Origin of the sequence: Pantoea agglomerans, assembly GCF_021397715.1 — a bacterium.
GTDB lineage: Bacteria > Pseudomonadota > Gammaproteobacteria > Enterobacterales > Enterobacteriaceae > Pantoea > Pantoea astica.
In genome coordinates this window covers 1,688,960-1,708,320 of sequence record NZ_CP090207.1, presented here as the reverse complement: position 1 = coordinate 1,708,320, position 19,361 = coordinate 1,688,960, and the positions used below count along the sequence as shown (strand labels likewise).

20 protein-coding genes are annotated in these 19,361 nt (G+C 61.0%); 1 reads left to right on the top strand and 19 read right to left on the bottom strand.

Annotated elements, in window-relative coordinates:
- Positions 1-18: 18 nt before the first annotated feature.
- The 4 genes from LZU96_RS07955 to LZU96_RS07940 all read right to left on the bottom strand — a co-directional run bounded on the left by LZU96_RS07955 (position 19) and on the right by LZU96_RS07940 (position 4,280).
- A complete protein-coding gene (locus LZU96_RS07955) occupies positions 19-702 on the bottom strand; it encodes a D-lyxose/D-mannose family sugar isomerase (protein ID WP_233987786.1) in 684 nt (227 codons plus the stop codon).
- Positions 703-745: 43 nt separating this feature from the next.
- Complete coding sequence (locus tag LZU96_RS07950) at positions 746-1,684, bottom strand: ABC transporter substrate-binding protein (RefSeq protein ID WP_233987785.1); 939 nt, start codon at positions 1,682-1,684, stop codon at positions 746-748.
- A gap of 90 nt (positions 1,685-1,774) precedes the next feature.
- Positions 1,775-2,755, bottom strand: coding sequence for an ABC transporter permease subunit (locus LZU96_RS07945; RefSeq protein WP_031378037.1), 981 nt, complete (start codon positions 2,753-2,755; stop codon positions 1,775-1,777).
- A 10-nt stretch (positions 2,756-2,765) separates the two neighbouring features.
- On the bottom strand, positions 2,766-4,280 hold the full coding sequence (locus tag LZU96_RS07940; protein WP_233987784.1) for a sugar ABC transporter ATP-binding protein: 1,515 nt from the start codon (positions 4,278-4,280) through the stop codon (positions 2,766-2,768).
- A 147-nt stretch (positions 4,281-4,427) separates the two neighbouring features.
- Between LZU96_RS07940 and LZU96_RS07935 the strand changes: the two genes are divergently transcribed.
- Complete coding sequence (locus tag LZU96_RS07935) at positions 4,428-7,031, top strand: ATP-binding protein (RefSeq protein ID WP_233987783.1); 2,604 nt, start codon at positions 4,428-4,430, stop codon at positions 7,029-7,031.
- On the opposite strand, the gene phnE (LZU96_RS07930) is transcribed toward LZU96_RS07935, so the two are convergent.
- The 15 genes from phnE (LZU96_RS07930) to LZU96_RS07860 all read right to left on the bottom strand — a co-directional run bounded on the left by phnE (LZU96_RS07930) (position 6,985) and on the right by LZU96_RS07860 (position 19,133).
- Positions 6,985-7,869 (bottom strand): phosphonate ABC transporter, permease protein PhnE, encoded by an 885-nt coding sequence (gene phnE / locus LZU96_RS07930; protein ID WP_233987782.1) that lies wholly within the window; start codon positions 7,867-7,869, stop codon positions 6,985-6,987. The genes LZU96_RS07935 and phnE (LZU96_RS07930) overlap by 47 nt on opposite strands.
- On the bottom strand, positions 7,866-8,726 hold the full coding sequence (gene phnE / locus LZU96_RS07925) for a phosphonate ABC transporter, permease protein PhnE (RefSeq protein WP_233987781.1): 861 nt from the start codon (positions 8,724-8,726) through the stop codon (positions 7,866-7,868). Before phnE (LZU96_RS07925) ends, phnE (LZU96_RS07930) begins: the two co-directional genes overlap by 4 nt.
- 99 nt (positions 8,727-8,825) lie before the next feature.
- Complete coding sequence (phnD, locus tag LZU96_RS07920; RefSeq protein WP_233987780.1) at positions 8,826-9,752, bottom strand: phosphonate ABC transporter substrate-binding protein; 927 nt, start codon at positions 9,750-9,752, stop codon at positions 8,826-8,828.
- A 26-nt stretch (positions 9,753-9,778) separates the two neighbouring features.
- Positions 9,779-10,609, bottom strand: a complete 831-nt coding sequence (gene phnC / locus LZU96_RS07915; protein WP_233987779.1) for a phosphonate ABC transporter ATP-binding protein — start codon at positions 10,607-10,609, stop codon at positions 9,779-9,781.
- Between the two features lie 79 nt (positions 10,610-10,688).
- Positions 10,689-11,459, bottom strand: a complete 771-nt coding sequence (phnP, locus tag LZU96_RS07910; protein ID WP_233987778.1) for a phosphonate metabolism protein PhnP — start codon at positions 11,457-11,459, stop codon at positions 10,689-10,691.
- Positions 11,456-11,992 carry a ribose 1,5-bisphosphokinase gene (gene phnN / locus LZU96_RS07905; protein ID WP_233987777.1) on the bottom strand — a complete coding sequence of 179 codons (537 nt, stop codon included), beginning with the start codon at positions 11,990-11,992 and terminating at the stop codon, positions 11,456-11,458. Before phnN ends, phnP begins: the two co-directional genes overlap by 4 nt.
- Positions 11,992-13,128 (bottom strand): alpha-D-ribose 1-methylphosphonate 5-triphosphate diphosphatase, encoded by a 1,137-nt coding sequence (gene phnM, locus LZU96_RS07900; protein ID WP_233987776.1) that lies wholly within the window; start codon positions 13,126-13,128, stop codon positions 11,992-11,994. Before phnM ends, phnN begins: the two co-directional genes overlap by 1 nt.
- Positions 13,125-13,838, bottom strand: coding sequence for a phosphonate C-P lyase system protein PhnL (gene phnL, locus LZU96_RS07895; protein WP_233987775.1), 714 nt, complete (start codon positions 13,836-13,838; stop codon positions 13,125-13,127). The genes phnM and phnL overlap by 4 nt, the downstream gene beginning before the upstream one ends.
- A complete protein-coding gene (gene phnK, locus LZU96_RS07890; protein WP_094121880.1) occupies positions 13,839-14,600 on the bottom strand; it encodes a phosphonate C-P lyase system protein PhnK in 762 nt (253 codons plus the stop codon).
- A complete protein-coding gene (locus tag LZU96_RS07885) occupies positions 14,590-15,438 on the bottom strand; it encodes an alpha-D-ribose 1-methylphosphonate 5-phosphate C-P-lyase PhnJ (protein WP_233987774.1) in 849 nt (282 codons plus the stop codon). The genes phnK and LZU96_RS07885 overlap by 11 nt, the downstream gene beginning before the upstream one ends.
- Positions 15,431-16,507 (bottom strand): carbon-phosphorus lyase complex subunit PhnI, encoded by a 1,077-nt coding sequence (locus tag LZU96_RS07880; protein WP_233987773.1) that lies wholly within the window; start codon positions 16,505-16,507, stop codon positions 15,431-15,433. The genes LZU96_RS07885 and LZU96_RS07880 overlap by 8 nt, the downstream gene beginning before the upstream one ends.
- On the bottom strand, positions 16,507-17,082 hold the full coding sequence (gene phnH / locus LZU96_RS07875; RefSeq protein WP_031377906.1) for a phosphonate C-P lyase system protein PhnH: 576 nt from the start codon (positions 17,080-17,082) through the stop codon (positions 16,507-16,509). Before phnH ends, LZU96_RS07880 begins: the two co-directional genes overlap by 1 nt.
- Complete coding sequence (gene phnG / locus LZU96_RS07870; protein WP_094121883.1) at positions 17,082-17,528, bottom strand: phosphonate C-P lyase system protein PhnG; 447 nt, start codon at positions 17,526-17,528, stop codon at positions 17,082-17,084. Before phnG ends, phnH begins: the two co-directional genes overlap by 1 nt.
- Positions 17,528-18,241: a phosphonate metabolism transcriptional regulator PhnF gene (gene phnF, locus LZU96_RS07865; protein ID WP_233987772.1), complete on the bottom strand. Its 714-nt coding sequence runs from the start codon at positions 18,239-18,241 to the stop codon at positions 17,528-17,530. The genes phnG and phnF overlap by 1 nt, the downstream gene beginning before the upstream one ends.
- A 265-nt stretch (positions 18,242-18,506) precedes the next feature.
- On the bottom strand, positions 18,507-19,133 hold the full coding sequence (locus LZU96_RS07860) for a DUF2268 domain-containing putative Zn-dependent protease (protein WP_233987771.1): 627 nt from the start codon (positions 19,131-19,133) through the stop codon (positions 18,507-18,509).
- Between the last annotated feature and the right edge of the window lie 228 nt (positions 19,134-19,361).

Here is a 19,361-nt window from a genome sequence, read left to right as displayed (position 1 = left end):
GCGCCACGCCTGCCCTGCTCAGGGCAGCCAGTGCGCATAATCGTTGCACAGCAGCCAGCGCGGCGCCTCATCCTCCTGCAGTGGATTGAAGCGCGCCAGCGGCGTCAGAAATACATTGTCGTTTTCGTCATCATTCGGCATCGATACCTCGCCCACCAGCACATCACCGAAGCCGCTTTCGCCCCAGAAACTGTGCCAGATGCCCGTTTCCAGCGTCACGCTTTCGCCCGGCGAGAGCCGTATCTGCGAACCGGCGGCGTGCGACTGGCGTATGCCGTCGAGCGACACCTGCACGGGCGAATGCGCCAGCCCGTCGCCATCGCGATTATGTATTTCGATAATCAGATTGCCGCCGCCGCGGTTGATAATGTCTTCCATTTTCTGCGGGTGATAGTGCATCGGCGTGCGCTGGCCTTCGCGCACGTGCATCACCTTTTCGGCATAGGGTTTGTGCCACGGCTGTCCGCCTGGCGATCCGTTACGCAGGGTAAACAGCGTCAGGCCGGTCTGCAGAAAGTCAGCCGCGCCAAAGCTGGTGACGTCCCAGCCCAGCCGCAGCGCCAGAATCTCCTGCGCCTGCTGACGATCCTGAAGCTGCCACTGGCGCAGATCGTAATCCGCCCACGGTGGCAGATGCACATCCTGGCGGATGAAAAACTCGCGGGTCTGTTGCAGCGCGCGGTTCACTTCTGAACGTTGCATGAGCATCCTCCTGCAGGCGGCACCCTGCGGTGCCGCCTGTGGCTTATTTCACCGTCCAGCCCTGATAGCTGCCGATGTTGTTACGATCGATCAGCTTCACCGGAATCAGCACCGGCTTATCGGGTGCCGGTTTGCCCTGCAGAATGTCATAGCCGATCTCCACCGCTTTGGCGGCCATCACCTGCGGGTCCTGCGCCGGAGTGGCGACGAACAGTGAGTTCTTCCGCTTCAGCGCCTCTTCACCGTCCGGCGATCCATCGACGCCGACAATAAAGAATTCGTTACGCTGCGCCTGTTTCGCCGCCAGATCGGCACCGATCGCCGTCGGATCGTTGATGGCGAATACCGCATCGATCTTCGGATTAGCCGACAGCAGGCCGGTCATCACTTCCAGCCCGCCTTCGCGACTGCCTTTGGCGTTCTGGTTGTAAGAGAGCAGCTTGATCTCCGGATGGCGCTTCAGTTCAGTCATACAGCCTTCAACGCGGTTCTGAACCGCAGAGACCGGCGGCCCGTTGATGATCACCACGTTGCCTTTGGCTTTCAGACGGTCAGAAATATATTTACAGGCCATCACCCCGGCTTCGGTGTTATCGGAGGTAATGGTGGCGTTGGCACCATCGGCCGCCACGTCAACCGCCACCACCACGATGCCAGCGTCCCGCGCCCGCTTCACCGCCGGGGCGATGCCTTTGGAGTCGGCGGCATTAAGGATAATCATGTCAACTTTCGCCGCGATAAAGTTATCAATCTGGCCGACCTGCTGACCGAGATCGTAGCCGCTGGAGACCAGCGTCACGTTGACCTTATCCCCCGCCAGTTCCCGCGCTTTCATCTCCGCACCCTTGGTGATCTGCACGAAAAATGGGTTAGCCAGATCGCCGACCGTCACGCCGATAGATTTGAGTTCTTTTGCCTGAGCCATGCCGGTACTGAACAGCGTCGCCGCCAGCAGTCCGGTTACAATCGGATTAAAACGCATAGACCTTCTCCTGCGGTTATCAAAGTGCCAACGACTAAATGGCGTTTTTTATGGTGGCGGCTGCGCGGCTGCGTCTCCGCCCTTCCAGCCTTAACTCACGTGATGGCGGGTGCGATATTTGTCGATCAGCACCGCAATAATGATCACCGCACCTTTGATCACCAGCTGCCAGAAATAGGAAACGCCCATCAGCGTCATGCCGTTATTCAGGGTGGCGATAATCAGCGCGCCAATCAGCGTGCCGGTAATGGTGCCGATGCCGCCAACGAAACTGGTGCCGCCGAGGATTACTGCGGCGATCGCATCCAGCTCATAGCCGACGCCGAGGTTACCGTTGGCGCTGTAGAGTCGCGAGGCGCTCATCAGCCCGCCCAGCCCCGACAGCAGGCCGCTCATGCCGTAGACAAAAATCAGCACCATACCGACCTTGATGCCGGTCAGGCGGGCCGCCTGCATGTTGCCGCCGACGGCATAAATATGTACCCCCAGCGTGGTGCGGCGCAGGATAAACCAGCAGATAGCGATGACGGCGAAAGCGATCACAATCAGCCACGGCACCGGCCCGAGATAGCCGTTGCCGATCCATTCAAAGTTGATATCGGAGTTGATCACCGTGGTGCCGTCCGCCAGCAGATAGGCCGCCCCGCGCAGCGCGGTATAGGTGCCGAGCGTGACGATAAACGGCGGCAAACCGGCCCATGCCACCAGCACGCCGTTGAACAGCCCCATCACCAGTCCGGCCCCCAGCGCCATCGGAATGGTCATTGAGGCCAGCATCGGATCGAGCGAGGCCACCAGCGCCACCACGGCGGTGGTGCCCAGCATCGAGCCGACCGACAGATCGATGCCGCCGGTCAGGATGACAAAGGTCATGCCCGCCGCCAGCACGATATTGATGGAGGCCTGGCGGGTAATGTTCAGCAGGTTCGCTTCGGTGAAGAAGTTCGGCGTGACAAAGCCAAACACCGCCACGATCAGGATCAGAATCGGCAGGATACCGACGGTTTGCAGCAGATCGCCCATCAGCGCGCGTTTCAGCGTCGGGGCTTTGGTCCGGGCCAGTTGTGTCATGTTAGTATCCTTATACCTCGAGCGGTGACGCGCTGTGCGCACCGGTTGCCAGCGTCATAATGTTTTCCTGACTGATGTTGCTGCCTTCCAGCTCACCCACAATGGTGCCTTCGTGCATCACGTAAACGCGGTCGCTCATCCCGACCACCTCCGGCAGTTCGCTGGAGATCATTAAAATCGCCACGCCCTGCCGCGCCATCTGCTGCATCATGCGATAGATTTCGCTCTTCGCGCCGACATCCACCCCGCGCGTTGGCTCGTCGAGGATCAGAATGCGCGGACCAATCGCCACCCAGCGCGAGATCAGCAACTTCTGCTGATTGCCGCCGGAGAGACCGCCAGCCCGTACCTGGGCATGGGGCACCCGGATATTGAGTGAGGCGATCGCCTCGGTGGCAATCGACTGCCCTTTGCGACGGTCGAGCATCCCGTAGCTGGCGTCGCGTTCCAGCGTGGCCATCACGATGTTCTCCTGTGCCGCCATCTCCAGAAACAGTCCCTGCTCCTTGCGGTTCTCGGTCAGAAAACCGATCCCCTGCGCAATCGCCTCGCGCGGTGAACGAATCCGTACCTTTTCGCCATCGATCCAGATCTCGCCATCTTTCGGTGGATGTACGCCAAAAATCAGCTGCGCCAGTTCGCTGCGCCCTGCGCCGACCAGTCCGGCCAGCGCCACAATTTCACCGGCCCGCACCGCCAGACTGCTGGGATGCACTTTGCCGCCGTCGGTAAGGTGATTGACCGCCAGCCGGATATCGCCCAGCGGTATGGTGCGGTCTTTGTTGAACAGGTCGCTGAGCGGGCGACCTACCATCATCCGCACCAGTTCGCTGGCGTTGAGCTGGTCGCGGGTCAGGCTGCCGACATACTGGCCGTCGCGCAGCACGCTGACCCGATCGGAAAGCTCATAAACTTCGGCCATCCGGTGACTGATATAGATAATCGCCATCCCTTCGCTGCGCAGCCGTTTAATCAGCGCAAACAGCTGTTCGGTCTCGCGGTTGGAGAGTGCCGCGGTTGGCTCGTCCATCACCAGAATGCGGCTGTTACGCTGCAGCGCACGGGCGATTTCAACTTGCTGCTGCTCGGCAATGCTCAGTCGGCTGACCAAATCCCAGGCGCTGAACTGCGCGCCCAGCCGGTCGATCACCCGCTGCGCCTGCTCCGCCATCTGCCGCCGCTTCACCAGTCCGCCGGGCGCGATTTCGCTGCCGAGAAAGATGTTCTCCGCCACCGTCAGATTGGGTGCCAGATTGATCTCCTGGTAGATCAGGGTAATCCCGGCGGCCAGCGCCTCTTTGGGCCCCTTCAGCGCCCAGGGTTTACCCTCAATTAAAATTTCCCCGCTGCTGGCGGTATAGGCACCGGCCAGAATCTTCATCAGCGTACTTTTACCGGCACCGTTCTCCCCCATCAGGGCGTGAACTTCGCCGGGATAAACGGTGAGATCGACCCCTTTCAGGGCATAAAAACTGCCGAAGCGCCGGGTGATTTCCCGCATTTCCAGTATCGGTGTGGCTGTCATCGGCCGGCTCCTGCTGATTATCAAGAGCCGCCAGTTAACCAACGCCAGATAAACGGAAAATGTCAGCGCCCGTTCATATTTGTCATAAACGCCCGGCTGCACGCTCCTATACTCGGCCCATCGTTGCAGTGAGGATGAGGTCGTGGGATGCAGCGCAATTATCCGTGGCAGGCCGGGGCGCGAGGCCGCCTGTTGCTGTTCAATCTGCTGGTGGTGCTGGTCACGCTGATGGTGAGCGTGGTGGCGATCTTCGGCTTTCGTCATGCTGGCGCGATTCAGGAACAGGCGCAGGCCCAGACGCTGGCGGACATGAACGGCAGCCTGGCGCTGGCGCGTGATACCGCCAATGTGGCGACGGCGGCGGTGCGGTTGTCGCAGGTGGTCGGGGCGCTGGAGTACCAGAGTGAATCACAACGTCTGAAACAGAATCAGCAGGCGCTGCAGCACTCGCTGACGCTGCTGGCCAGTGCGCCACTGGCGGCGCGCCAGCCGGAACGTATTGCCCGCATCCGCGCCCGTAGCCTGATGCTGGAGCAGACCATCAACCAGTTATTGCTGACCGGCCATCAGCGTCACCTGCAACGCAACAACATGCTCAGCGACCTGTGGCAGGCGCAGCTGTTGCTCAGCCATATTGACCAGCTGGTGCAACGTCAACGGCAGAGCCAGCCGGACGCCGCGCTGCGTCAGCAGACCGAGCGGCTGATCGGGATCGCCATCCGTACCCCGTCGCCCGTGGCGGTGATCGACCAGTTACAGCAGGTGATGACGCAGTGGCGTGCGGTGCCGTTGCAGGGCGTGACCGGCGTAAAAGTGCAGCGCCTGCTGGCGACCCAGCAGCGATTGCTGCCGCTGGCCGATGCGCTGGAACAGAGCGATCTGGCGATTGCCTATGCCACCTATCGCATCAAAGCGCTGGTAGCGATGCTGAATGAGGATATCAGTGCCTCGGTGCAGCAGGTGGCGCTACAGAGCGAGGCGCGGACCCTGGCGACCCACCGCGAGCTGGACTCAATTATCGGGTTTATTGCGCTGTTTGCGCTGCTGGCGCTGGCGATCACCGGTTACGCCGGTATCTATATCTACCGCAACCTCGGTTCAAGCCTGACGGCGATAGCCGGGGCGATGACCCGGCTGGCGCAGGGTGAACAGGACGTCAGCGTGCCGGGTCTGCAGCGGCGGGATGAGCTGGGCGAGCTGGCGCGGGCGTTTAACGTCTTCGCCCGTAACACCGCCTCACTGGCCCATACCTCGCGGCTGCTGAAAGAGAAGAGCAACCAGCTCGAATCGACCTTTCTGGCGATGCGCGATGGCTTTGCGCTGTTTGATAACGACGGTCAGCTGGTGGTGTGGAATGCGCAGTATGCCGAGCTGCTCGGTATCCCGTCGCGTGAACTGCATCGCGGCGTTCACTGGCAGCAGCTACTGGCGCCGCTGGCGGTGGATCTGCACGATCCCGGTGAACCGCAGGAGATCCGGCTGGCCGATGGCCGCACGCTGGAGCTGCGCTTCAGCCCGATTCCCCGGCGCGGCATGGTCAATACCGTGCTGGACCGGACCTCGCGTAAAACGCTGGAGGAGGCGCTGCAGCATAGCCAGAAGATGAAAGCGGTCGGTCAGCTGACCGGCGGGCTGGCGCACGACTTTAATAATCTGCTGGCGGTGATCATCGGCAGTCTGGCGCTGACCGAAGGCCAGCTGACGCCCGGCCCGCTCGCCAGCCGGATTGAGCGGGCGCGCCAGGCGGCCGATCGCGCCGCCCAGCTGACCCAGCGCTTACTCGCCTTCTCACGTAAACAGGCGCTGTTTCCGCGCGCGGTGTCGGTGGTGACGCTGGTAGATAATCTGCAGGGGCTGTTGCAGCACTCGCTGCTGCCCGGTCAGCAACTGGTGATTGATGCGCAGCGTCCCGGCTGGCCCGCCTGGATCGATGCCAGCCAGCTGGAAAACGCCTTAATGAATCTGGTGGTCAACGCCCGGGATGCCATGCAGCAGCAGAGCGGCGAAATCCGCATCCGTATCTGGAATCAGCGGCGGCTGGAGCAGGATGAAAAACGTGACCGCGTCACAATTGAGGTGATTGACCACGGTTGCGGCATGTCAGCAGCGGTGCGCGAGCAGGTTTTTGAGCCGTTCTTTACCACCAAAGCCACCGGCAGCGGCAGCGGGCTGGGGCTGTCGATGGTCTATGGCTTCGTGCGTCAGTCCGGTGGTCAGATTGAACTGGAAACCGCGCCGGGCCAGGGGACCACGGTGCGGCTGCTGTTGCCGCGCGCCCCTGAGATGGCGGCCACCGCCCCGCTCCCGCCGGCCCAGCCGACGCCGCCCGACGCGGCCAACGATCGGCTGGTGCTGGTGCTGGATGATGAACCGGCGGTGCGCCAGACGCTGTGTGAGCATCTGCATCAGTTGGGTTATCTGACGCTGGAGTGCGGCGACGGTGAACAGGCGCTGGCACTGCTGCGTCAGACGCCCGATATCGATCTGCTGATTAGCGATCTGATGCTGCCCGGCGAGATTAACGGTGCGGAAGTGATCCGCCAGGCGCAGCAGAACTGGCCGCAGCTGGCGACGCTGCTCATCAGTGGTCAGGATTTGCGTCACCAGCCGGTCACGTTACCGCTGTGCGAACGGCTGGCGAAGCCCTGGCAGCAGGCGCAACTGGTGCAGGCACTGCAACGTGCCTGGCAGCGCAGCGAACGGCTTAATCACGCCCGGCAGGCTGCCACAGCGGCACCGGTTTCCCGCTGATGTAGCGCTTGCGCAGGCGGCTGGAGAGCACATCCATCACCATGACCACCACCACCAGGATCAGCGTCAGGAACATCACCACGTCCCAGTTCCACAGCCGCATGTTCTCGGCGTAGACCAGCCCGACGCCACCGGCACCAACAAAGCCCAGCACTGCCGCCGATCGGGTATTGGATTCAATCTGATAGAGGCTGAGCGCCAGGAACTGCGGGAACGACTGGGTGAAGATGCCAAAACGGTGTTTCTGCAGGCTGTTCGCGCCAACCGCCCCCAGGCCGCGACTCGGCGAGCGCTCGACCGCTTCGTGGCCTTCGGCATAGAGTTTGCCCAGTAATCCGACATCCTGCAGGATAATCGCCAGTACCCCGGCCAGTGGCCCCATACCGACCGCCCGGACGAAGATCAACCCCCAGATTGCCATGTCGATACCGCGCAGCAGGTCAAACAGCCGCCGCATCAGAAAGGCCACCGGTCGGGTCGCCCGGCTGTGCATCACGTTGCGCGCCGCCAGAAACGACAGCGGCAGCGCCAGCAGCGTGGCGGTCAGGGTGCCGGCAAACACAATGCCTAAGGTGATCCCGACCTGCGAGAAGTAATAGCCAAACGGCCAGTTGGCAAAATCCTGCCAGACAAACATCCGCAGAAAGTAACGCCCCAGTTGCTGACAGCCGTTCAGCAGGCGGGACACCTCAATGCCATACACCGAGAAGAAGAACAGATAGTAGAGCAGCACCGCCAGCGCCAGCAGGCCGAGGCGACGCAGGTAACGCGGTTGCGCAGCAAACAGTTCGCGGTGCTGCGCTTTAAGATGAGTGATATCCGGTACCACGCTGATCATGCGGTTTCTCCCACAACGCGACGGCGCAACTGGCCGGATAGCGTATCGAGCAGTGACACCACAATCAGGATCAGCAGCAGGGTGATGCTCACCTGGTCGTAGCGATCCAGTTTGATATTGGTCATCAGCTCCTGGCCGATGCCGCCCGCGCCCACCAGCCCGAGGATGGTTGAGGAGCGGAAATTAATCTCCAGCCGCATAAAGCTGTAAGAGAGAAAGATCGGTTTCACCTGCGGCCAGAAGGCGAAGCGCATCCGCTGCAGGGTGGTGGCGCCACAGGCCGCCAGGCCGCGCACCGGCTTGTCAGACGCCGATTCAATCGCCTCGTAAAACAGTTTGGTCAGGCTACCGACGGTATGCAGCGCCAGCGCCAGAAAGCCAGGGATCGCGCCGATGCCAAACGCCATCACAAACATCACCGCCCACGCCAGCTCCGGCATGGTACGCAGAAAGGCGACAAAGGCGCGAATCGCCAGTCGCAGGCTGGCGGGCGTACGGGTATTGTCGGCGGCAAAAAAGGCCAGCACTGCCGCCAGCGCTACCGCCAGCAGCGTCGCGGCCAGCGCCAGCTGCAGGGTTTCCCAGATCAGCGGCAGCTGGATCGGCAGACGGTAGCCCCAGTAAGCCAGCGAGCCACTGGTTTTGCCATCCGCGAACAGCAGCGGCAGATGCAGCACCGGCATGATTTCCCGCAGGTAGTCAAAGAAGTGCGGCAGCGACTGCCAGACGGTGAGCAGATTAAATTCCGCCACGTTGCCCGCCGCCAGATAGAGTGCGACCAGCAGCAGTGACCAGAGCAGCGTGTCGCGTTTCTGCTGGCGGCGGATGCGTTGGTAATAACGTTCGAATTCGGTCAAGGGGGGATCTCCGGGGCTGAAGCATCAGGACGCAGACGGACCTGCCGCGTCCCGCCTTCCCCGGACAGCCGGGGAAGGCAAGGTAGCCGTCACCGGGCGTTAGCCGCGGCTGCCTTTCATCAGGTCGCGCTTCATATCAATGATGTTCTGATAGTCAGCGACGGTGGCAGGGCCGATATGCTGCTCACCGCCAACCGCTTTGACGAAACAGGCGTGATCGTCTTTATCCAGCTTTTTAATCGCCGCCACCACTTTGGCTTTAAAATCCGCGGGCAGTTTGTTGCTGACCAGTACCGGACCGTTGGGGATCAGTGGCGACTGCCAGATAATGCGGATCTGCTTCATCAGATCCGGGTGGTCCATGCGGATCAGACGGCCAAACGCGCCGGAGGTATAGCCGCTGTTGTAATCGCCGACCAGCGAGGTCCAGGTCACCGCGCCGTCGAACTGGTTGTTCAGCACGCCGAGAATGTCCTGCTCATGGCCGCCGGAGAAGGTCACGCTGGAGAACGTGTTGTTGTACTTGTCGTCCACCGAGCCGCCAAATTCTTTCTTAAACGTCTGGTTCGGCATCAGGAAGCCGGAGGTCGAATCGGGATCGGCCATACCAAAGGATTTACCCTTCAGGTCTTCCAGTTTTTTATACGGGCTGTCCGCTTTAACGATCACCACCGAGTGATAGCCGCGTGACTGATCCTTGTCATCCACCACAATGCCGACCACATCGACCGCTTTCGGGTCCTGCAGGTAGACCGAAGCAAACGAGGCGGGTGACATGCTCAGCACCATATCGATTTTGCCGCCCAGCAGCCCCTGAATCACTCCGGAGTAGTCAGAGGCGTTACGCATCTGCGTATCCACACCCAGCTCTTTATCAAAGAAGGTTTTCACACACTGGTTATCACCAATCTGCTGGGTGGCGTTCTGTCCGCCCAGAATGCCGAGATTAAGTTGTTTCGGCGCATCCGCTGCGTTAACACCAAAAGCCATTACACCCGTCAGTAGCGCTAAAGAAGTCAGTTTCATTCGAGGTTGTTCTCTTGCCGTGGAAGTTAGTGGATCTGATTAAGTTCATCGCCGTACAGCTGGTGCAGCAGGCCGTCGGTAAGCTGCGACGGATGGCCATCGAACAGCACCACTCCCCGCTGAATGCCGATCACCCGGGTGCAGTATTGCTTTACCAGTTCGATAGAGTGCAGGTTCACCATGACGCTGATGCCCTGCTCGCTCACCTGACGCAGCACGTCCATGATGCGTTTGGTATTTTTCGGATCGAGTGACGCCACCGGCTCATCGGCTAGCAGGATTTTCGGGTTCTGCATCAGCGCCCGGCAGATCGCCACGCGCTGCATCTGACCGCCCGACAGGTTTTCTGCCCGCTGCAGCGCCTGCGGCAGCATGTTCATCCACTGCAGCAGTTCAATGGCGTGAGCGCGGTCATGGTCGGAAAAGACTTTAAAGAAGGATTTCAGCGTGCTGGTCTGGCTCAGGCGTCCCAGCAATACGTTGGTCAGCACATCCAGGCGCGGGACCAGACAGAAGTCCTGAAAGATCATGCCGCACTGGCTACGCCATTCACGCAGCTGGCGGCTGCTGAGCGCTACCACGTTGCGGTCCGCTTCGCCCTGATGCAGGCTGATAATTGCGCCGGAGCTGGCGGCAATGGTGCCGTTGAGCATATGCAGCAGGGTCGATTTCCCGGCCCCGGAGCGGCCAATCACCGCCACCAGTTCCCCGGCGTGCAGGTCAAAACTGACCTTATCCAGCACGGTGCTGTCGCCGTACGCTTTGCTCAGACTCTGCACCGACAACACTTTTTGTCCGCCGAGCGTGGCCGGTGGCAGGTCGTTATCGACCACCGTTTTCAGAAGTGCCTGTGCCATGTTGTTCTCCGTCGTCGCTGATTACGTTCTGCCGATTATTAAGGCGTTGCGCCATGAAGGCGGGATGACAGCCAGATGATCAAACTGTGACAGGCCAGCCGGCACCGCATGACAGGATCAGACCATCGCGCGCGGGCTGAATCGCCTCGGGCAGCGGGTGATCGGCTAACCAGTTGTCCATCTCATGACTGAGGTGCGTTAACCAGGCCTGACGCGGCTGAAGCCGGTCGATGATCCCCAGCGCCAGATTAAGATCGTTGTGATTACGCGGGGCAGCCTGCGGCGGATCGTTGCAGTCGATCACCAGCTGATCGAGCGGCTGACCGCGCAGGAAATCTTCGGTGTCGGGCGGCAGGCCGCAGGTGTCACACAGCCAGGCCAGCCGGCTCCCCTGCCAGTCGAACAGGTAGCCGTGAGTCAGCCGTGAATGCTGTAGCGGCAGCGGCGTGACCTGCAGTTCACCAAAAGAGTGGGCGACAAACGGGGTTAAGGGGGGCCGGAAATCGAGCAGGCCAGGATGTTTAAACAGATCGTCACAGCCGCGCGTGTCGGGCGGCCCCCACACCGGAATAGACGCACCCTTGCCCCAGCGCAGCGCAAACAGGCCCTGTACGTGGTCCATGTGGTAATGCGTCAGCAGAATGCGGGTCAGCTCGCCAGGCCTGAACCGTGAAACCAGCAGCGGCAGACCGGCGTCGAGCAGAATCCGCTCGCTGCCCGCCTCAATCAGCGCACTGCAGGGCGCGCGATGATAACGCGAGTCCTGCTGCGCCCGCTGACAGGCGCGGCAGTCGCAGCCAAACAGCGGCGCGGCGGTGACGCCACCGGTGCCGAGAAAGGTCAGTTTCATTGATGCGCCTCCAGCAGCTGACGCAGTTGCCGGACCGTGCGGTCCAGCGCCCCGTCATTGTTGAGCAGCAGACAGCCGTCCGGCTGCGGCTGGGCGGCACGCGCCAGTCGCCGGGCGATCTCAGCCTCATCCTCCCGTCCGCGCTGGCGCAGCCGCGCCGCCAGTACCGACGGCGTCACCTGCAAACAGAGCGGCAGCAGCTGTGGTCCGAACCGCGCCTGTGCCTGCGCCAGATGCAGCCGCGAACCGTTGACCACCACGTTCTGACCGCGCTGCAGCCAGGCCTCAACTTCCGTGCCGATGCCGTAGTGAAAGCCGTGCGCCTGCCAGCTGACCGCGAACAGCCCCAGCGCGGCGCGGCGGGCGAACTCCGCCTCGCTCAGCGCCACATGGTTTTCGCCACCGGCATCGGCGGCGCGGGTGATGTAGCGATGGGCGATCAGCAGGCGGGCTGGCGGTGCCTCACGCAGCGCATTCAGCAGGCTATCCTTGCCCGATCCGGACGGCCCGATTAACCAGATAAGGCGCGTCATTAATAGACCTGCCGGCCTTTGCTCCAGACGTGCCGGACATGCGGATGACCGTGCGCGGTGTGCGCCAGCACCAGATCGGCACGGCAGCCTTCCGCAATCACCCCGCGATCCTCCAGCCCCAGCGCCCGCGCCGGATTACAGGTCACCAGCGCAATCGCCTGCGCCGTACCGAGGCTGTTGCGCTCATCTGCCGCCAGCTGGAATGCCGCATCCAGCAGGCTGGCTGGATAGTAATCAGACGACAGGATATTCAGCAAGCCGTGTGAGGCCAGCTCCCAGGCGGCGACGTTACCGGAGTGCGAGCCGCCGCGCACGATGTTTGGCGCGCCCATCAGCACCTGCATATTGCGATAGCGTGAAGCGCGAGCCGCCTCCAGCGTGGTCGGAAATTCAGCGATACGGCTGCCCGCCGCATGAGACTCCTCAACGTGCGCCGCGGTGGCGTCGTCGTGGCTGGCGATGGCGATACCATGCTCGCGGCACAGCGCGGCAATCGCCTGACGGTTAGGCTGCGACCACTCTGCCGCCAGGGTGAGCTGGTCATGCTCAAACCGATCCATCTCAGCGTCATTCAGCTGATATTTGCCCTGATAGTATTCGCGATATTTTTCCAGTGACGCGTACTGACGCTGGCCGGGTGAGTGATCCATCAGCGAGACCAGCGCCAGCTCCGGCGTCCCCATCAGCGCTTCAAACAGCGGCACGGTGGTCGGATGCGGCAACTCACAGCGCAGGTGCAGCAGATGTTCGGCCCGGTTCAGCCCTTTACGGTTGCTGTCGCGGATTGCGTTGATCATCTTGCTGAGGTTCTCCAGCCGGTGCCCGCCGTCGCGCACGTCACCGACGCCAATCGCGTCCAGCACGGTGGTAATACCGCTGGAGACCATCAGCGCATCGTGGCTGCTCATCGCCGAGTGGGCGGGCCAGTCCACTTTAGGCCGTGGCGTAAAAAACTTGTCGAGGTTATCGGTGTGCAGCTCCACCAGCCCCGGCAGCAGCCAGGCGCCCTCACCGTCCAGCGCGCCCGGCTGCTGGCTGGCGGTTTCGCTGAAGCTGCTGATGCGATCGTCACGGAACTCCAGCGATCCGGCGACCACCTCGTTTTCCAGCACCAGTCGGACGTTATTAATGATCATGCTTGTGCTCCTGTGGCGATCGGCTGCATCAGGTGCAGCCGATCGGCTACCCGGTCGCGCACCGCTTCATCGTGGAAAATGCCGACAATGGCGGCACCGCGGGCGCGCGCCTGTTCAATCAGTCCGACCACCGCATCCCGGTTTACGCTGTCGAGTGAGGCGGTGGGTTCATCCAGCAGCAGCACCGGATAGTCGGCGATAAAGCCGCGCGCGATGTTGACCCGCTGCTGCTCACCGCCGGAAAAGGTCGACGGCGCCAGCGACCAGAGACGCTCCGGCACGTTAAGCCGGCTCAGCAGCTCACGGGCGCGCTTTTCACAGAAGGCACGCTCGACGCCGCGCTCCAGCAGCGGCTGCATCACAATCTCCAGCGTCGGCACCCGCGGGATCACCCGCAGAAACTGGCTGACCCAGCCGAGCGTGTCGCGGCGGATGGCGATGATCTGCCGCGCCGTCGCCTGCGCCATATCGATCGATTCGCCCTGATGCTGCAGCCGGATATGCCCGCTGTTGGGCTGGTAGTTGCCGTACAGGGCGCGCAGCAGAGTCGATTTACCGCTGCCGGAATGGCCGTGCAGCACCACACATTCCCCCTGATTCACCGTCAGGCTGGCGTTCTCTAATACCGGCAGCGCAGCGCCGTTCTGGTTATGCAGCACAAAGGTTTTGCACAGATTCTCAACCTGCAACATAGGTGTGTGAGTCATCATTTAATTGAGCACCGAAGAGACCAGCAATTGCGTGTAAGGATGATGGGGATCGTCGAGCACCCGGTCGGTTAATCCGCTCTCCACCACCCGCCCCTGTTTCATCACCAGCAGCCGGTGCGCCAGCAGTCGCGCGACCCCGAGATCGTGGGTGACAATCACCACCGCCAGATTGAGTTCCCGCACCAGAGTGCGCAGCAGATCCAGCAGCCGCGCCTGTACCGACACATCCAGCCCGCCGGTAGGCTCATCCATAAACATCAGGCGCGGCTGGGTCACCAGATTGCGGGCAATCTGCAGGCGCTGCTGCATCCCGCCGGAAAAGGTGGTGGGCAGATCGTCGATACGGTTGGCGGCGATCTCCACCGCCTGCAGCCAGCGGCTGGCTTCAGCGCGGATGTCACCATAGTGGCGCTCGCCGACCGCCATCAGCCGTTCGCCGATATTGCCGCCGGCGCTGACCTGCGGCCGCAATCCGTCCAGCGGATGCTGATGCACCACGCCCCATTCGGTGCGCAGCAGGCGGCGGCGATCGCTTTCGCTCATCTGATAGAGATCGCGTCCCTGATAATGAATGCTGCCCTGCTGCGGCGTCAGACGTGCCGACAGGCTGTGCAGCAGTGTGGTTTTGCCGGAGCCGGACTCGCCGACGATGCCCAGCACTTCCCCCGGATAGAGGTCAAAACTGACCTGTTCAAAGCCTTTTCCCGGCGCATAAAGATGGGTGAGCTGGCTGACCGCAAGCAGCGGCTGATCACTGTGCATGTTGCTGTTCCTGCTGCTGATGGCAAAAGTCGGTGTCGGAGCAGACAAACATCCGCGTTCCCTGATCGTCCATCACCACCTCGTCGAGGTAGCTGTGGCGCGAACCGCACAGCGTACAGGGTTCATCCCACTGCTGAACGGTGAACGGATGGTCATCGAAGTCGAGGCTTTCCACTTTGGTATAGGGCGGTAAGGCGTAGATGCGCTTTTCGCGTCCGGCACCAAACAGTTGCAGCGCCGGCATCATGTTCATCTTGGGATTGTCGAATTTGGGGATCGGCGACGGGTCCATCACATAGCGATCGTTGACCTTCACCGGATAGGCGTAGGTGGTGGCGATGTGGCCGTAACGGGCAATATCTTCATACAGTTTGACCTGCATGACGCCGTACTCCTCCAGCGCGTGCATGGTGCGGGTCTCGGTCTCGCGCGGCTCAATAAAGCGCAGCGGTTCCGGGATCGGCACCTGGAAGATCAGAATCTGATCCTCTTCCAGCGGCGTTTCCGGAATGCGATGCCGGGTCTGGATTAGCGTGGCATCGGCGGTGCGTTCGGTGGTCGCTGCGCCGCTGACGCGCTGAAAGAAGCGACGAATTGAGACCGCATTGGTGGTGTCATCCGCACCCTGATCGATCACCTTCAGCACATCCTGATCGCCAATCACGCTGGCGGTGATCTGAATGCCGCCGGTGCCCCAGCCGTAAGGCATCGGCATTTCCCGTCCGGCAAACGGTACCTGATAGCCAGGGATCGCCACCGCTTTCAGGATGGCGCGACGGATGGTGCGTTTGGTCTGCTCATCCAGATAGCCGTTGTTATAACCGCTGAGTTCAGCCATGGTTGCGCTCCTGATGATCCTGTCGCAGGCGTTTCAGCAGTTCCAGTTCCGCCTGGAAATCGACGTAGTGCGGCAGTTTAAGATGGGAGACGAAGCCCGCGGCTTCGACGTTATCGGCGTGCGACAGCACAAACTCTTCATCCTGCGCCGGGCTGGTGATGCGTTCCTGCTGCTCACGGCTCTGCAGCGCCCGGTCAACCAGCGCCATCGACATCGCCTTGCGTTCGGCGCGGCCAAACACCAGGCCGTAGCCACGGGTAAAATGAGGCGCACTTTCATCGCTGTGGGCGAAGCCGTTGACCATTTCGCACTCGGTCAGCAGCAGTTCGCCAATCTCCAGCTCAAAGCCCAGCTCTTCCGGGCAGATAGTGACGCTGAGATAGCCGGTACGAATTTCACCGGCGAACGGATGGGTGCGGCCATAGCCGCGCTGGGTCGAGTAGCCGAGCGCCAGCAGAAAACCTTCATCGCCGCGTACCAGCTGCTGCAGACGTGCAGCGCGCGAGGCGGGAAAACTCATCGGCTCGCGAGTGATATCGACGGGTTCGCTGCCGTCATCCTCTTCACGCACCGCCAGCCCTTCGTCGCTCATCATGCTGAACATGTGCGGACAGGCCGCATCCAGCGCGCGATCGTCTCGTGGCGATGCCGGCGTTTCACCGTTGGCCAGCAGGGTAAAGTCGAGCAGACGGTGGCTGTAATCATAGGTCGGTCCCAGTACCTGGCCGCCCGGCAGATCTTTGTAGACCGCCGAGATACGCCGCTCGATACGCATTGATGCCGTCGCCAGCGGCTGGCTCTCGGCCAGGCGTGGCAGCGTGGTGCGATAGGCGCGCAGCAGGAAGATGGCCTCTACCAGGTCGCCGCTGGCCTGTTTAATCGCCAGCGCTGCCAGTTCAGGATCGTAGATCCCGCCTTCGGTCATCACCCGATCGACCGCCAGACCGAGTTGCTGGGCCACCTGATCGCAACCCAGCTCGGTGACATGCCGATCGCCGCGCCGCAGATCGGCCTGTAGCTGATGGGCGTTAGCAATTGCCTTTTCGCCCCCTTTCACCGCAACGTACATCAGCACACCTCCACAAGCGTGGTGCGCGGCACCGCCATCATCGCTTCGCCACAGGTAAAAATCAGATCGACGCCCTGCGGGAACGGATGTGGCCGGCTGCGCAGATAGGCCAGCACGCTTTCCGGCAATTGTGGCGCAATGGCGCGGGTTTCACGCAGGCCCGGTCCGGAGAGACGCAGCGTGAGACCGCCATTCAGCGACGGGACTTCAATAATCAGGGTGGTGCTCTTTTCCGGGGCCAGATTGTCACCGGCGGCAAAGTGGGCCGGATCGGGATGCGAGCTGGCATGACTGAGCGCGAAAGGCGCATCCTGCTGCGCGGTAATCGGCGCGCCGGTGTGGAAACGCAGGTTATTGCGCAGCTGTTCGTTGTCGATCTGCGCATCCAGCCATACCGGACTTTCCTGATCGACCAGCGTCAGTAACAGCGCGGTGGCGGCGGGCGACAGTGCACCCCAGCCCTGTTGCAGCGGCAGCGACACCATCACGCCCGGCTCGCTCATCGCTTTGAGGATGCGGCGGAATGCGCGCTGTGCATCCGCCACCGGATGGTTAAAACTTGCCAGTAAAGTCATCAGTTGTCTCCGCGTACCAGCGTAAAGAAATCCACTTTGCTGCTGGCGATTTCACGCGCGCGCAGCTGACGCTGCTCGTCACGCCATGCCGCCAGCGGGGTAATAATCTTCTCTTCTAACAACGCCCGGGTTTCCGGCTGCTGTAACAGGGCATCGATTAAGGCGCAGCGCTCGGCGTGGGCTTTATCACGTCCCAGCAGGTAGCTGTAACCCAGGGTGCCGTCGCTGAGCTGAACCACTGCGCGCGTCACCGTCGCATCGCCCATCACAAAGCGTTTACCGGTCGCGCCCATGCGCGCCTGCAGCCGGGTCAGGCCGATCTCTGCCGGACGGATCAGGGTGAAAACCGGCTGGAGGTTTAGCGCCTGCCAGTGCGCGTTAAGCTGTGCCGCGCTGCTGTGTGCCAGCACCGAAAGCCAGCGCTGGCGGGCCGTTTGCTGTTCCATTAGTGCTCCAGAGTCAGTTCAATCATGTCGCCGCGCGTCAGGCTGACCGAGTATTCAGCCATTGCACCGTCGCGGGTTTTGTTCAGGGTACGCACGCAGAGCAGCGGCGAATGCAGCGCAATTTCCAGCTGCTTGCACTCTTTCGCCTGCGCCCGTCGGGTGCTGATGCGGGTCTGGGTACGCACCAGCTGTTTGCCGGTGTGCTTGTCGAGGTAATCGTGCAGCGAACCGCTGTTAAAATGCTGCAACTGCGGCCACCAGCTGAGATCGGCGAGGAAGTGGTTGATGACACACAGCGGTACACCGTTAGCACGCCGCAGCGTGCGCAGGTGGATCACGTTATCGCCCTCGTTGACGCCCAGCGCGCTGGCAACGTCGTTGCTGGCGGGACGCAACACCGCCAGCAGCCGCTCGCTGGTCGGGTGACTGCCCTGCTCCATCAGGTTCTGGCTAAAGCGCGCCTGAGCGTGCAGCGGATAGTCGTAAGGCCGCATCAGCACCAGGATGCCGACGCCATGACGGCGTTGCAGCAGCCCTTTGTTCACCAGTTCATCTACCGCCCGGCGTAAGGTGTGGCGGTTAACTTCATAGTGATCGGCCAGCTGTTGTTCGGAAGGAAGATAGTCGCCACAGCGGTAGCGTTGCTGAAGCGCCTGTTCGAGTTGTGCAGCCACGGCCTGATAGACAGTGGTCGGATGTCTGGATAACTCCATCACGATGAAATCCTCACGGGTTACAGAGTGGGGACGCAGCGAAAGTCACTGCGGGATGGCATTACCTTGACCGGATCAGATGACAGAACCGTGACGGGGGAGTGAAGGAGAGGTGAATTTGGCTGTTAGCAGTGATCAGAATACCCTGTCCAGAGAACAGACAGAAGGAGACGGCTGCCGGGTCGAATGGTCAGCAGGGAAGCGTGGACGATTCTCTTTTCTGCTCATGCAGAATCATGACGCTGCACAAGGCAGCCGTTGCAGTTCAGATAAATGGCCGGAATTTCTCTGCCTCTATGTTTGCCAGCATTGAAGCCTTCAGACTGGGAAAGTTTGTCAGGTACTTTCTGACAAGGTTGAACCCTGCGGTATATCCCACCCATTTCGGTAGATCCCTCGCCCCAAAAAACCATGCGTTATGGTCATAATCAGTGTGATGCCAGCTTTCACTGAGTTGCAGCGTGAAGGGCTGAACGGTGTCTGGGCTGAGGCTTTCCCAGGGCTCAGGCTTACCTTTAAAAAGCTCCAGAGAAAAATGACCAGCAAGCCCTTCAGAGACAATCGCTTCACCTAAAGTAGAGCCGTATCCCGGTCCGGCCCACCTCGCGGCATGATGCAGTTCATGAGCAAACATGCGTTCAAGCGAATGAGCATCATTTTTACAAAACAGGGCATTCTCAGGATCGACGGTTATATAAATGATGCCGGGCTCAGGACAATATCCCAGATGCCCTTTCTCAGGAATGACATATGATCCGGCTTTTACAACAACATCCACAGAAGGGAGCGGCATAAAGCTATTAGCCAGCTGGTATGTCGCGTTCAGACAGCTTTGCAACCATTGAGCGTGAGCGGTTAGTTTGTTCTGCGCATTCAAAAGGTGAAGAGTCATTTGAGGCATTCTGTTTTCACTCAACAGCGTTAAGATGTCCTGACCTTAACATACACAACTTTATGTCTGGATATCATTCTGGCACCATCAACATGCGCTTCTGCTGCAACCACGTCACCTCAAAACCTATCAACCATTAGCCTGACTGGATTAATCTCCTGTTGTCACCCCTTCATTCTGCCGCACCAGCTCTTGCCTCCTCACCTTCACCACAAAAATCCCCATCCG

Excerpts from the sequence above, each read along its gene's own strand:
- LZU96_RS07955 (WP_233987786.1), bottom strand. The coding sequence starts at position 702 with ATGCAACGTTCAGAAGTGAACCGCGCGCTGCAACAGACCCGCGAGTTT.
- LZU96_RS07950 (WP_233987785.1), bottom strand. The coding sequence starts at position 1,684 with ATGCGTTTTAATCCGATTGTAACCGGACTGCTGGCGGCGACGCTGTTC.
- LZU96_RS07945 (WP_031378037.1), bottom strand. The coding sequence starts at position 2,755 with ATGACACAACTGGCCCGGACCAAAGCCCCGACGCTGAAACGCGCGCTG.
- LZU96_RS07940 (WP_233987784.1), bottom strand. The coding sequence starts at position 4,280 with ATGACAGCCACACCGATACTGGAAATGCGGGAAATCACCCGGCGCTTC.
- LZU96_RS07935 (WP_233987783.1), top strand. The coding sequence starts at position 4,428 with ATGCAGCGCAATTATCCGTGGCAGGCCGGGGCGCGAGGCCGCCTGTTG.
- phnE (WP_233987782.1), bottom strand. The coding sequence starts at position 7,869 with ATGATCAGCGTGGTACCGGATATCACTCATCTTAAAGCGCAGCACCGC.
- phnD (WP_233987780.1), bottom strand. The coding sequence starts at position 9,752 with ATGAAACTGACTTCTTTAGCGCTACTGACGGGTGTAATGGCTTTTGGT.
- phnC (WP_233987779.1), bottom strand. The coding sequence starts at position 10,609 with ATGGCACAGGCACTTCTGAAAACGGTGGTCGATAACGACCTGCCACCG.
- phnP (WP_233987778.1), bottom strand. The coding sequence starts at position 11,459 with ATGAAACTGACCTTTCTCGGCACCGGTGGCGTCACCGCCGCGCCGCTG.
- phnN (WP_233987777.1), bottom strand. The coding sequence starts at position 11,992 with ATGACGCGCCTTATCTGGTTAATCGGGCCGTCCGGATCGGGCAAGGAT.
- phnM (WP_233987776.1), bottom strand. The coding sequence starts at position 13,128 with ATGATCATTAATAACGTCCGACTGGTGCTGGAAAACGAGGTGGTCGCC.
- phnL (WP_233987775.1), bottom strand. The coding sequence starts at position 13,838 with ATGATGACTCACACACCTATGTTGCAGGTTGAGAATCTGTGCAAAACC.
- phnK (WP_094121880.1), bottom strand. The coding sequence starts at position 14,600 with ATGCACAGTGATCAGCCGCTGCTTGCGGTCAGCCAGCTCACCCATCTT.
- LZU96_RS07885 (WP_233987774.1), bottom strand. The coding sequence starts at position 15,438 with ATGGCTGAACTCAGCGGTTATAACAACGGCTATCTGGATGAGCAGACC.
- LZU96_RS07880 (WP_233987773.1), bottom strand. The coding sequence starts at position 16,507 with ATGTACGTTGCGGTGAAAGGGGGCGAAAAGGCAATTGCTAACGCCCAT.
- phnH (WP_031377906.1), bottom strand. The coding sequence starts at position 17,082 with ATGACTTTACTGGCAAGTTTTAACCATCCGGTGGCGGATGCACAGCGC.
- phnG (WP_094121883.1), bottom strand. The coding sequence starts at position 17,528 with ATGGAACAGCAAACGGCCCGCCAGCGCTGGCTTTCGGTGCTGGCACAC.
- phnF (WP_233987772.1), bottom strand. The coding sequence starts at position 18,241 with ATGGAGTTATCCAGACATCCGACCACTGTCTATCAGGCCGTGGCTGCA.
- LZU96_RS07860 (WP_233987771.1), bottom strand. The coding sequence starts at position 19,133 with ATGACTCTTCACCTTTTGAATGCGCAGAACAAACTAACCGCTCACGCT.